The following is a 14,550-nucleotide window of genomic DNA, read 5'->3' as shown; positions in this document are numbered from 1 at the left end:
AGTGTGACATCAGTAAGCAATAATAATCCACTGATTTAGCAGTTATTTGCTATTTTTTAATAGAGATAGCAACTTTTATATTTGCGTTGTTAAATCTGTACATAAAGTATATACCAATGAAAATAAAGAGAACAACATTAACAGTAGCATTAGTCGTCCTATGTTTTTTCGCAGAAGCGAAGGTCAAACCTGTCGTACATTATAATTTCGGTAAATCGGGAAATGTGACCTATGCGGTGGCTCCCGATAAATTAAAACCGGTAACCGGAACGGGAGAGCTAACCGCTTTAGGCCGTCCTGTTTTCTATGCCGATGCTCCCGGTAACAAAAAAATGAAGGGAGAAGGAGGTCTTTTATTCAATGGTGACGGGGATGGTTACAGATTGGCGAATCCATTTGGAACACCTGCGGAGAATCAAATGCTGGAAGTGTGGGTGAAGCCGCGTCATAATAGGCAAAGAGAGCAGAAGAAGCATTCGTCCCAGGTTGTTGTGGCTAATGGTAACGGAAAAGAAGGATATGTAATTGTCCGAAAAGGAGATAAATGGCAATTAATCTCCGGAGGTTCCGGTGTTGTGACTATCGGCGAGGTTGCCGAAGATGTATGGACCCATCTGGCAATGGTAGTGGATGGCGAGAAAGGTTCCGTATGGCTGAACGGAAAGAAGACCGGTATCTTTAATCCTACCAAGGCGATTGCTTCCAACTTCTCGATTGCTGTATCTGAAGAAGGAAAGGAGGCATTCTATGGTGAAATATATGAGGTCAGATATAGTACGTTTACCGCAGGGAAGTTTGACCCTGACTCTGATTTTTTATTGGATTACAAGAAGATAAAGGAACAAAGCAAACAGCGTCTGGCTGAGCGACAATCCCTGGTTCGCCAACTGGAACAAGAGGGGGCGGGTAAGGAAATCGTATCGGAATTGCCGAATCTCCGCCAACAAAAAGATTGGTTGATCGAACCCGTAGAAAGCCAATGCCGTATGTACGTGCAGAAGTCGGACGATGGAGTGACTTCGATGTTTCAACTGAACAACGGACTGATTTCCCGTACTTTTTATGTCAGCGAGAATCTGGCTTGTGTGGGGTATAAGAATCATTCCAACGAAGCGGAGTATCTTCGGGCCGTAAAACCCGAAGCCCGTGTATGTATCGACAGTGTATGGTATGAAGTCGGAGGGCTGAAAGAACAGCCGGAGTTATCCTATTTACTGGATAGCTGGTATCCGCAACTGGAAGCATCCGACCTGGCATTTACATTGGAAAAGGTGGAAACAGGAATGCCGCTGGAACGTTACCCATGGACCCGGAAGTTTAATGCTGTTTCTACCGATTGGCCCGCCAAAGGGTTGCGTATGGAAATGACATTTGTCCCGACAGGGAACATGCCCGCCGTAAAGGATGTAAAAGTGAAAGTCATTTATGAGATTTATCAGGGTTTGCCGGTTATGGCAAAATGGATTGAAGTTATCAACGAAAATGATACGAATATAGTGCTGAATGATATGGAATGCGAGGTATTGGCTGTTAATCAGGACCAGGTAAAACGCATCCATGTCGAAAGCGATTTCTCTTTTGCTCTGGTGAATGCCGATATAGAAGGCAGTGCACTGATGCATTATGCCGGAACTCCCAAAATCTACCATGTCGGCAGTTCTACGACCAGATGGATGGTGGATAAGGAGTATAATACCTGGGCCAGCCACAATCAGGCGGAGGATAAGTTTTTAGGATTTCCTCATCATAATCTGTTGATAAGCACATTGCCGATGGGTCCCAATACCCGGATAGGCAAGGATAGCCCGTTTAAATCTTATATCACTTTCGAATTGTTGCAGGATAGCGACGATCGTGAAAGACAATCGTTGGGACATCGCCGGATGTATAAGAAACTGGCTCCCCAGACAACCGAATCGTTGATTGCGGGAGGTATTACCTCTCACGATGAGGAGAAACTGAAGTCTTTCATCGACCAGATGTCGGAATTGGGACTTGAACAGCTGGATATTCAGGCGTGGCCGGGTGTCAGCCATGATAATCTGGATTCTGCTTATGTGCAATTATGGCGTAGAGTCGCTTCTTATGCCAAAGAACGGGGTATTGTCATGGGTGGTTATGAGTTGCAGGTCGCTTCCCGCGGACGAGGAAAAGAGGTGGATTGCATCCATCCGGAGACGGGAAAACCGGGTAGTCTTTTTGGACAAAGTGTTTGTATTGCCAGCCAGTGGAAAGATACCTATTATCCGAAGATGTGGGAGTTCTTCGATAAGACGGGTTTTATGACTTACAATATGGATGGCCCGTATCATGGCGATCCTTGTGCTTCAACCGTCCACCCGCATCATACCGGCCTGGAGGATTCACAGTGGCAACAGTGGAAAACGCAGGTGGAAGTGATCCACGAATTACAGCGCAGAGTCATGTATATACCTATTCCCGACTGGTATTTCCTGAACGGACAATGTTCGACAGGAATGGGATATCGTGAAGCGAGTGCTAACCTGACTCCGCAACAGCAGTTATTATTAGGACGTCAGTATATCTATGACGGAACCTGGCATAAGATACCGCCTATGGGGTGGATGACCTTGCAGTTAGTCGGTTTCTATACGAATGATCCGCGCGTCGGTCTGGAACCGTTATGCGAAAATCTGGACCGTTATGAGCAACAATTGATTCAGTTTCTGGGAAGTGGTTGCCATCTGACTATCCGTGGGAATCGTTTATACGATACCCCGGAGACAAAACAGTTGGTATCTAAATGGATTAACTGGTTCAAAGAGTACCGTGATATTCTTACGTCGGATATTATCCATGTCAGCCGACCGACCGGACGCGACTTGGATTGCATGGTGCATGTAAATCCGTTTATCAAACACAAAGGGATGGTTATCGTCTTTAATCCGACCGACCGCGATATTACGAAAGAAATGCGTCTTCCGTTGTATTATACCGGATTGAAAGGAAAAGTAACGATTATAACCTCCGATGGCTCTAAAAAGAATTACCCGTTGGATCAGAACGGAAATTTATTTCTTCCGGTATCTGTAACAGCACAGGGTACTTCTTGGTTTTTAATAGAGGAGTAATGTAAATAGCCAGGAGCAAACGAAATTAGGTCGGTTTGAACCTTAAAAATATAAAAAAAGACTGTTGCATATAAATCTTACCGGAGTGGTAGGTGTATTTATTATAGAAAGGTAATCTTATTTGGAGATAATTGTTAGTCGATAAGTGGAATTTGTAAAATGCGTTTAAAGTAATAATCAGGTTTGATATGAATCTATACAAGTGTGTTTTTATATGTGCTCTCTATCTTTTGTCGGGAGCTCATGTTGGTGTCATTGCACAACAAGCTTCATGGCTTCCGGAAGTAAAGAATGCGAATAAGCCTATTCGTTTGCTGGAGTGTACATACAATGAAGCAGAGTTAAAGCAAAGTAAGGAGATTAGTACGACCACCGATTGGGAAGTCCGTACGGAACAGACAACGGTGAACGGCGGTAAAACGTATACCTTCACCTTTACCGCTAAACAGGATATGAAAGATGCCGGAGTGGCCGTTGCTTTCGACCAATATGGCTGGACGAGCGATAATTACGTGATGATTCCCTCTTCCGTGTACAATGGAAACCGGCAGCGTATCGTTAACCGTGCGTATGCGACCGGACTGGATAATACTGATTACCGCCGGAAAGACCTGGCACTGACCTCTAACCCTATTCCTCAATTGTCCCCGGAATATGGTGCCGGTTCCCGTCTGGAAGTGAATATAAGTAATACGGCTACTCCGGCTATCACGATCCTGGACCGGGCAAAACAAAAGGGTATATTCCTGTTGACCGACCAGGGTATAGACTGGAATAACCAGGTGCTGGACCATGCCCTGATCGTGGAGGAAACTCCCGACAGAAGTGTGGCTTCATTTATCATCAGTGCTCCGGGGGTACGTGAACGGAAGCCTGAATTTATCGGTTTCAGCAAAAGTCCCGACCGGGGCGTACAGGTAAAGAAAGGCGATCAGATCGTTATTCGGGTAACGGAAGTGACTTTCCCTTGTAAAGATGTACCTGAACTGCTGGCCCGTTTCATGAAGGACCGTAAGTCGCATGCCGGCGGAGAAGCGCCCCGCAACCTGATGCCGATGAGTGAAGTGTTGACCCGTATGGTGAAAAATATCGATGACCGTTACTATATCGGCGACCAGTGGCAATACTATTGTCCGGAAAATGCCAATTGGATGTCGTACGGCTGGATAGGCGGCCTGATGAATACGTATCCGATGCTGGCTTTGGGTGATGCGGAACATCTGCAAAAAGTAAAGAACACATTCGATTTCGCCTTGCCGCGTGCCAAAGGGAAAAGCGGATATTATTATGATGTGCTGGGAGCAGACGGAAAGCCTTTTTCCCGGGATGCCGCCGCCAATCATCCGGGAGTCGGATTGACCCGTAAGAACGGGGATATCCTGTATTGGATGGTTAAGCAGTTTATGTTGCTGAAAGAACAGGAAAAAGCCAATGCTATCGACTCTGAATGGGAAACCAATGTACGGCTTCTGGCGGATGCCTTCGTCAATACCTGGAAGAAACATGGGACATGGGGAAATTACCTGGACGTAGAATCCGGCGATATCGCTGTTTACAATACGACCAGTGGGGCCATGGCGGTGGCTGGCTTGGCATTGGCCTCCGGCTATTATAATAATCCGGATTATCTGAAGGTCGCTTGTGAAGCGGCAAAAGAGTACTATGACAGTTTCGCATTGGTCGGTTTTACTTCCGGTGGTTGCGGTGATATCCTGCAAAATGCGGATTCGGAGACGGCAGTTGCTTTGATGACTTCCTTGATGACATTGTATGAAGTAACCGGTAAGGAACAATATCTGAAACAGTCGGCCGACCTGGCAAACCTGTGTGCCACCTGGACTGTCTCTTTTCCTTACCGCTTGCCGGAGAATACTCCCCTGGCAAAGTTGGGGGCAAACCTGACCGGAGCCGTATGGGCCAGTACGCAGAATAAGCATGGTGCTCCCGGTTTCTGTACCCAGTCCGGCGATGCCTTGTTCAAATTGTATCGCTCGACCGGCGATGCCTCGTATGCCGAACTGTTGCGTGATGTCATCCATGCGCACGCCGAAGGTATCCAGCCGAATGGAAAGATTACGGAACGTCTGACCTATTGCGATGCCGACAGCCGGGGGTCACGTGGCGACGGCGGACAGACGGGTTGGAACGAGACGAACGGTGCCCTGATGGCGTTGGAAATCCCCGGTATTTATGTGCGTACCGACCTCGGTTCGTTGTACATTTTCGACCATGTGGAAGCGAAAATAGTAAAGCAAAACAACAAGCAGACGGTTCTTCAAATTACAAATCCTACTGCCTATGACGCCACCGTAACAATCTTTGCCGAGAATGCGGAACAGGCTTCCCGCCCTCTGGGTGATAACGCTTTCCTGCAATGGAAAGACAAGGTGACGGTAAAGGCCGGTAAAACGGTAAACTATAAAATGAAAACAAATTAATATGATACCTTATATGGATAATATGTGTAAGAAATGTCTCTCTCTCCTGGCTGTATCCTTGACGCTTTTCGGTTGTACGACCGAAAAGACATGGGATTTTCAGACCGATTATTTCAGTATCGGCATTAACGACAAGGGGTATATCACGAGTATGAAGAATACGACTGTCTCCCCGAACCGCGAGTTCAGTCCTGCCGACAAACCCTCTCCGTTGCTGTCGCTCTATGATAGTGAAAAGAAAGTGTATTATACGCCCCAAAAGGCCGTTTATAATGCAGAGGCTGATTGCTTTACCCTCGAATACCCGAACGGTTCGGTAGCAACGATAACCCTGCAACCGGCCGATAAATATTTCAAACTGACCTTGAACAGCCTCGAACCCCGGAATGGCATCGACTGCATCCAATGGGGTTCCTATTATACCAATATCGACAACCTGCTGGGCGAAATCATCGGAGTGGCCCGCGATACCAGCGATGTAGTCAATTACAGCATCGGTATGCTTGCCCTCAACGACAATACCATTGGCGGTACCGCCGATATAGAAGGGGATGCGGCTCCGTTCCAATATATCATTCACACGCCCGACGCGAAACGTTTCCCGTTGCCGGATAGCCTGCATGAAGGACAGGTGTTTACACTGGGCGGAAACGGTATCAGCGACGTCGCTTTCTATGCCAATAAAGAACCTTATTACCGCATCATGTACGGAAATGCCGCGATGGTAGATAGTCTGGGACGTATCTTTTTGAATTATCAGTCGCGCGACCGTACGAAAAGTCGTCAGGTTCATTATTCCCTGATACCTAATATGCCGGCCAATATTCCGAACCATATCGATGTGGAACCGATTCCGGGAGTCGATTTTATCGGTTCTTCCATCGCCTTGTGGGGAAGTCCCGACAGCACGGCTTTGATGGACGTGATACAGGATATCGTCCTGTCCGAAGGATTGCCTCATCCGACTGTCAATGGAAAATGGATTAAAGACCCAGCCGCCTATTCGCCCGATGTTATGACCAGCGGAAACCAGTACGACAGCATCATTTCCTATACCGCCAAACTCGGTTTCCCGGCTATCCATGCCTACGACCAGGGCTTCTTGCGTCCCGACCGTGCCAATGAAGGCTATCTGGATGGCAGGAACCAGGAAAAGAAACCTTTCCGCTTTCACTCGGGTAACAAATCCCATCGTGAATTTGCTGACATGGCGGCCGCGAAAGGCATCATGCTGGGACGTGTCAATATAACGAATTCACTGGCACCGGGCACGAAGGATGCCAGTCCTGTCCCGAGCGATAGCCTGTGTTATCAGCAGAAACGCATCTTGATGAAAGACCTTTCTCTCGAAGATACCGTTATCATAGTAGACGATCCTACCTATCTGGAAGAAATAGCCAGCTGGGAAGGACATTGTGAAAATCTGAACATGGTAAAGATCGGCAGCGAACTGATTCATTATCTGGGTGTCTCCGAAACGGCCCCTTATACCCTGAAGAATGTGACCAGAGGTTATTGGGGAACCAAGCCAACCGCACATAAGGCAAATGATACCGTCTATAAATTGCAGGTAACCATCAATTACGGTTACGAAGGTATTATCCCGAATCTGGCTCTCCAGGACAAGATCGCCGAATATTATGCCGATGTATCCCATCTGTGCGGTTTGACCCTTTACGACTTCGACGGGCAGGAATTCCTGTTCAATAACGGTCACGGTTACTATTCCGCCAAACGTTTCTTCCGGAAAATGTTCGGTCGGGCGAAAGAGTTGGGAGTACCCTATATCCGTTTCTCCGGCGCTACCCTGTCGGAAGGTTCGTGGCATTACCAGAGTGTATGGAATGTCGGTGGCGGACGTAACCTCTATGACATCGATACCCGCGAGTGGGGTAGTGCCACCAGCCAGGGAAAAGACTTGCGCGATGTCACTTATTCCAATTATTACCCGGTCTCTTTCGGTGGAAACTTTGCCATTAAAGATACCTCTACCGTTGAGCAGTATGAGCATGTACAGGCAATCTCGGTCGGTTACGGGGCCACTTACTTCTTGGCGATCAACCAGAAAGACGTGGAAAGTTGTCCGCAGAAAGATCAGATATTTGCTGCGATCCGCACCTGGGAAGATGCCCGCCATGCCAACGCTTTCCCTCGTGCGATAAAGAAACTCCTGCGCGACCCGTCCTATGATTGGCGGCTGGAAGCAGGCGCAGACGGTAACAGTTGGACGCTTCATCGGCTTGTCGATGGAAAAAGTGTGGAAACCTTTGACCTGAAACGGGCGAAAGGTTATTAAAATAGCACAGTAGTGTCACTAAGGATAGCATTATAGTGTTACATATAGTAGCTCTATAGTGCTATCCTTAGTGACACTATTGTGTTATTTGTCGTTTGAATCTTGAATCTTTTTAAATAATAATCTATGTATATTTCTTCATCATCTTTTAGCTATCGTCTGTTAAGCGGCTTGCTTTTCTGCCTGCTGATTGCCTGCCGGAATGAGGCAGACAGTAATAATCAATATGTAAATAAATGGATTGGGACCGGTTTGGAAGGAAGGGTGGCTCCTGTAGCGTCTGTTCCGTTCGGGATGATGCAGATAGGAGCGGATACGCGTCCGTATGGTGCCGGCTATCATTATGACGATCCCTCTATCCTGGGCTTCAGCCATCTGCATAAAAGTGGCGGAGGATGTGCCGATTTTCTGGATATCTTATTTATGCCCTTACCTTTGAATAGCGGTATGGCGGACGAAGAACTTTATTCAAAACAGTATCAGGCGGTATTATCCCATAAAGGCGAGAAGGCCGAACCCGGATATTATTCTGTCGGTTTATATGATAAACAATTGACGGTTGAACTGACGGCTTCCCGGCGCTGTGGCCTACAGCGGTATACGTATGCCTCTGAAGGTGAGATACCGGTGATTGTCGATTTAAAATATGGCTCGGAAAGTGCTTGTACCATACAAAGCGAGCATGATGTCGATACGGTGTATGCGTCGGCTTTTGAATGGGTTGATCCGTATACCGTTCGTGGATATCGTTGCTCGAACGGGTGGACGCCGGGGCAGCAGGTTTATTTTTATTCCACCTTTTCTACCCCTATTAAGGAATGCGTTTTATATGTCGACGACCGGCGAATGGAGGGGATGACTTCGGCGGAAGGAACGAACATAAAGGCTTTATTGACTTTTGAGAGTAATACGGGTGAATTGGAGGTTCGGACGGCACTCTCCTCGGTGGATACACAGGGAGCTGCCAAGAATCTTTGGGCAGAGACAAAAAATAAAACATTTGATGTCATCCGCGAAGAGGCCGCCGGCAAGTGGCACGATGTGTTAGGGCAGATAGAAATCGAAACGACAGACCGTAAGAAGAAAGAACTGTTTTATACTTCTTTACACAATGTTATGCTGTATCCGTTTTTATTTTCTGATGTGGATCATTGTTTCAGGGGACCGGATTGGCAGGTTCATCAGACGGACGGGTTCGATTATTACGGGGGAGTCATCGGTTTTTGGGATACGTTCCGGGCGGCCTGCCCGCTTCTTTCGGTGCTTCATCCGGAGGTGGCCGAAGACTATGTAAAAACATTGCTGGAACATTACAAGTATGCCGGTCAGTTGCCTATCTGGACGTTGTGGGGCATTGAGAATTATCAAATGACCGGAATACATTCGCTTCCCGTAATTACCAACGCTTATTTGAACGGTATTATCGGTTTCGATACGGAACTGGCTCTCAAAGCAATGACCGAATTGGCGATGAAGGATACGTGCGGGTATTCGATGGGCTATTTCGTCGGATTGGAAAATTATAGGAAATACGGTTACGTACCTTGTGATATGGAAATGGAATCGGTGGCCCGCACGCTCGAATATGCTTTCGACGATAGGGCGTTGGCACGTTTTGCCGAACAGATAGGAAGAAGCGAAGAGGCTGCTTATTTCAATGAACAGTCTTTCAATTATAAAAATGTATTTGATGCTGATATTTGCTTTGTCAGAGGAAAGACAAAAGAGGGTAAATGGCGTACACCTTTTGCTCCGTTGGCCTCTTCGCACCGTAAGGATGATTATTGCGAGGGGAATGCCTGGCAGTGGTCTTTCTTTGTTCCTCACGATGTGGAAGGGTTGGCGGCTTTGATGGGCGGAAAGGAACGGTTGGCTGCCCGCCTGGATTCGCTTTTCACGATGTCTTCTGCATTGGAGGGCGACGATGTATCCGGTGATATCTCCGGCCTGATCGGACAATATGCCCATGGCAACGAACCCGGTCATCATACGATTTATATGTATAATAAAGTGGGGCAGCCATATAAAACCCAGAAGTATGTCAATCAGGTACTGACAACCTTGTATAATAATACGCCGGATGGCATATGCGGGAATGAAGATACGGGGCAGATGAGTGCCTGGTATGTCTTTAGTGCCTTAGGTTTCTATCCAATGGACCCGGTTTCCGGCCAATATGAGTTGGGAGCTCCTTTGTTTGAATATGCAAAGATCAAATTGCCTTCGGGAGCGGATTTTATTATAAAGGCCAGGAATCTATCCGATAGCAATATCTATGTCGATAAAGTCTTTTTGAACGGGGAGGAATTGAAGCGAACCTATATTACTTTCGAAGAAGTATTACAGGGAGGAGAACTGGTATTCGAAATGAAGGGAGAAGATATGTTATAGATGTTGTTATGTATACAATAAATGTATGTGTTTTTATTGCTTATATAATTGATAGTCTGTATATTTGCAGTTGTAGGTATTTGAAAAACATAATAATAAGATGTAATTTATACAAGAAGTATGAAAAGTTTGTTGCTAACCTTTTTGATTGCACCGTTATTGATCGGTTGCCAGGATACTCATCCGATAAAGGCAAAGATTGCCCAGTCTCCGAAAACCTTTTGTAACCCGGTCAACCTCAACTACCGGTTTATGAAAATAGATGGAGGTGAGGGGATTCGCGAAGCTGCCGACCCAGTTGTGGTGTCGTTTAAAGACAAATATTACCTGTTTGCCTCAAAGTCGTCCGGCTACTGGTATTCCGAAGATTTTACAGATTGGAAACATGTCTTCATCACCGATTCCGTGTTGCCGATAGAAGATTATGCACCGGGGCTTTTTATACATAAAGACCATCTCTATTATGTCGGTTCTACACATGGAAAAGGCATGCTGTACCGTTCGGCTGCACCGGAAACGGGCGTATGGGAACCGGTGAAGGAAATCTGGTCTTACTGGGACCCTGCTTTTTATGTGGAAGGGGATAATCTCTATATGTACTACGGCTGTTCGCCCGTAGACCCTATCTATGCACAGGTTTTGGACCTGAACACCCTGGAGGCCCGGACAGAAGTGATTACCTGTTTCAACAGTAATAAAGAAGAATATGGCTGGGAACGGACAGGCGAGCACAACGAATTGCCCCGCCGCCCTTATATCGAAGGAGCCTGGATGACGGCTCATCAGGGGAAATATTATTTACAATATGCCGCTCCCGGAACCGAATGGAAATCGTATGCCGACGGAACGTATGTCAGCGACTCTCCCTCGGGTCCTTTTACCTATATGGAAAATAGTCCGGTCTCTTATAAGCCGACTGGCTTTATCGGGGGAGCCGGACATGGCTGTATGTTTACCGTAGGCAGCGAAAACTACTGGAAGGCGGCGACCAATTCCATTTCCGTCCGGCATATGTTCGAACGGCGCGTCTCTTTCTATCCTGCGGGTTTCGATAAAGACGGCTATCTCTATACGGATACTTATCTCGGCGACTATCCGATGTTTTTACCTACGGAAAAAAGACAGGCTTCCAATAGTTTCCAGCCGGGCTGGATGCTGCTTTCTTACGGCAAGACGGTTACGGCTTCCTCTACGTTGGATGGTTTTCCGGCAGAGAACATCGTGGATGAGGATTCGCGTACGGCCTGGGTTGCCGCTACCAACAACGATACGGAATGGTTGCAGGTGAATTTGCAACATCTTTCGTCTGTCAATGCCATTCAGGTCAATTTCGATGAATATGGGGCCAAACAGAAGGGCTTCGTTCCGGGTGTTTACCAGAGTTATGTGATTTATGCCTCGGTGAATGGGGAGGACTGGTATCCGGTAGTGGATTACAGCACGAAAAAGACGGATACCCCGCACGATTATATCGAGTTTGAAGAACCGTTCAAAGCGCGCTATATCAAACTACAGAATAAAGAATATACCGTATCGTCCAACCTCTCGATCCGCGATTTGAGGATATTCGGAAACGGTTTGGGTAGCAAACCCCGTCCGGTGAATGGCTTTACGGTTAAGCGGAATGAAGAAGACCCGTGTAAAGTCAGCCTGGCCTGGAACGAAGTGCCGCATGCCCAGGGGTATATTGTCCGTTATGGCATTGCCGAAGACAAGTTGTATAGTAATTTCCAGGTGATGGGAGAGACCTCGCTGGAGATCGGTAGCCTGAATAAAGGTGTTACTTATTATTTCACGATAGATACTTATAACGAAAACGGTATTACCCGGACCGAACAGGTGGAGGTCTGCCGTTAATCCATTTAAGAAACAATAGATCAGAGAAATGAAAAGATTGATTTTTACAGTGATGTTATTACTCCCCTGCCTTTGGCTGGGTGCCCAGTCACAGCGGGAGAGAGAGTTGTTGAATCAGGATTGGCTTTTTGCTAAAGGGCATGCGGCTAATCCGGAGAAGGATTTTAATTACGGGCAGGCATTGTCGTTCTCTAAGATTGCCTTTTTGCAGGAGTCGACTATGCTGGATGCAGACCAGGAATCACGTTTGGCTATTCCTCATACGCAACGGTTTGACGACAGCAAGTGGGAGAAGATCTCTTTGCCTCATGACTGGGGGATGGCTTTGGGATATAGCCAAGAGCAATTCAAGATGAAAGGATACCGTAAGTTGGGCGGACGTGCACCCGAAAACAGTGTGGGCTGGTATCGGAAACGGTTTACTCCCGAGTTGGTAAAAGGGAATCGGTATACGCTGGAGTTTGAGGGTATCTTCCGTGATGCACAGGTATGGATGAACGGTGTCTATTTAGGACGCGGTGAGAGCGGTTATGTGCCTTTGGTCTTCGATGTAACGGAATGCCTGAATTATGAAAAGGATGCGGAAAATGTGATTTCCGTCCGTGTAGATGCGACTCATTCCGAATTATGGTCGTATGAAGGTGCCGGTATCTATCGGAATGTATGGTTGACCCGCACGGCTCCCGTGCATATCCCGCAATGGGGGACGTTTGTCACCAGCGAAGTGGATCTGCAAAAGAAGGAAGCCCGTGTGAAGGCACAGATAGAAGTGACGAACCAAAGTGGTAAATCGGTCGATCTTATTGTGCAAAACAGTATAATCGACTGTCAAGGGAAAGAAGTAAACAAGTCTGGTACAACCCTTACCGTACCCTCGTTGGAAACGAAAGAGGTGGAAACATACATGGATGTACGGCAGGTTGACTTATGGTCGTTGAAGACTCCGACGCTTTATACGTTGCATACTGATATTTTGTTGGATGGGGCAGTTGTCGATAGCTACGATACCTCTTTCGGTATCCGTGACATCCGTTTCGATGCCAACGAAGGTTTCTTCCTCAATGGCGAACGAGTACAGATTCAGGGGGTATGCTGCCACCAAGACCATGCCGGTGTGGGGATTGCTGTTCCGGACCAGCTGAATGCGTGGCGAATCGCCCGTCTGAAAGAGTATGGAGTAAATGCATACCGCGCCTCCCATAATCCTCCGACGGAATCTGTCTTGAATGCTTGCGACACGCTGGGTATGCTGGTCATGGATGAACTGCGTGTATTGAGCTCCAGTGATGAAGGTCTGAGCCAGCTGAAGACAATCATTCGCCGCGACAGGAATCATCCGTCTGTTATCATTTGGTGTTTGGGAAACGAAGAACCTGCCATACAGGGAACAGAGAAGGGGCGTATGATTGTTGAGCGCATGAAAGCCGTTCAGCGCAAACTGGATCCTACTCGTCCGTGCACGGCTGCCATGAACGGTAGTTGGGGGGAAGGTTTTACCTATGCCGTAGATGTACAAGGTTCTAATTATTATAAAATAGGCAATATCGACGCAGTTCATGAAAAGTTCCCGAATCTGCCTTGTATCTTCACCGAAGAGGCAAGTACGGTGATGACGCGTGGTATTTATGAGACTGATGCGAAGAAGGGTTTCCATCAGGCTTACGATCGTGATGTTCCGGGATGGGGAGCACGTGCACAGGAATGGATGCGTTATGTCGATGCACGCAAGTTTGTTGCCGGTGCTTTCGTATGGACCGGATTCGATTATGGAGGCGAGGCGCAGTTGCATTTCTGGCCGGGTGTAGTTTCTCATTTCGGAATATTAGACTATTGCGGTTTCCCGAAAGATGCATTCTGGTATTACAAGGCTTGGTGGACGGAAGAACCGGTGTTGCATGTGCTTCCTCATTGGAATGGAATCGGTACGGATTCGGTCGATGTACATCTGTATACCAATATGGATGAGGTGGAATTGTTCCTGAATGGCAAAAGCCTGGGTAAAAAGACGGTTGAAAAGTTTGATATTCCAGCTTGGCGTGTTAAATATACCCCAGGTAAGCTGTTGGCCAAAGGGAAGAAGAACGGAAAGAAATACACCGAGTTGGTCGAAACTACCGGAAATCCGGCTTCCTTGCAACTGGTCAGTGAAAACGGTACTTCTATCCAGGGTGATGGTAACGACGTTGCTATCATTACCGTAAAAGTGTTGGATGCCAAAGGACGTGTAGTACCTACTGCTGAAAACGGAATTCATTTCGATGTCCGTAACGGCAAGATTCTGGGAGTGGGTAATGGTAATCCTTGTAGTCAGGAACCGGATGTCTTCCCTGCCGGAAGCGATGTACACCGGAATGCATTTAACGGCTATGCCCAGGTACTTGTCACCAGTGACCGTTCCAGACAACCGATCGAATTGACTGCTGTATCGGAAGGGTTGAAAGAGAGTAAGATTATTGTAGAAGTAACCAAATAAAAT

6 protein-coding genes are annotated in these 14,550 nt (G+C 47.1%); all 6 read left to right on the top strand.

The genetic code is table 11. The features are described 5' to 3' along the window. Window positions 1-116 precede the first annotated feature (116 nt). The 6 genes from DWW91_RS16635 to galA all read left to right on the top strand — a co-directional run bounded on the left by DWW91_RS16635 (window position 117) and on the right by galA (window position 14,547). Entirely contained in the window at window positions 117-3,092 is a 2,976-nt protein-coding gene (locus DWW91_RS16635; RefSeq protein ID WP_122328374.1) for a LamG-like jellyroll fold domain-containing protein, read from the top strand. A gap of 188 nt (window positions 3,093-3,280) precedes the next feature. Further along, on the top strand, window positions 3,281-5,530 hold the full coding sequence (locus DWW91_RS16630; protein WP_122328373.1) for a hypothetical protein: 2,250 nt from the start codon (window positions 3,281-3,283) through the stop codon (window positions 5,528-5,530). A gap of 13 nt (window positions 5,531-5,543) precedes the next feature. Then, on the top strand, window positions 5,544-7,826 hold the full coding sequence (locus DWW91_RS16625; RefSeq protein WP_233584510.1) for a hypothetical protein: 2,283 nt from the start codon (window positions 5,544-5,546) through the stop codon (window positions 7,824-7,826). 126 nt (window positions 7,827-7,952) lie between these two features. Next, on the top strand, window positions 7,953-10,217 hold the full coding sequence (locus DWW91_RS16620; RefSeq protein ID WP_122328371.1) for a GH92 family glycosyl hydrolase: 2,265 nt from the start codon (window positions 7,953-7,955) through the stop codon (window positions 10,215-10,217). Between the two features lie 120 nt (window positions 10,218-10,337). Next, a complete protein-coding gene (locus DWW91_RS16615; RefSeq protein WP_122328370.1) occupies window positions 10,338-12,074 on the top strand; it encodes a discoidin domain-containing protein in 1,737 nt (578 codons plus the stop codon). 28 nt (window positions 12,075-12,102) lie between these two features. Further along, the gene (gene galA, locus DWW91_RS16610) at window positions 12,103-14,547 is read left to right on the top strand and encodes a beta-galactosidase GalA (protein ID WP_122328369.1); all 2,445 of its coding nucleotides are present in this window, start codon (window positions 12,103-12,105) and stop codon (window positions 14,545-14,547) included. The last annotated feature ends 3 nt before the right edge of the window (window positions 14,548-14,550 follow it).

Source organism: Parabacteroides sp. AF17-3 (assembly GCF_003635445.1).
Classification (GTDB): Bacteria; Bacteroidota; Bacteroidia; order Bacteroidales; family Tannerellaceae; genus Parabacteroides; species Parabacteroides goldsteinii.
This window is presented reverse-complemented; position numbering and strand designations above follow the sequence as displayed.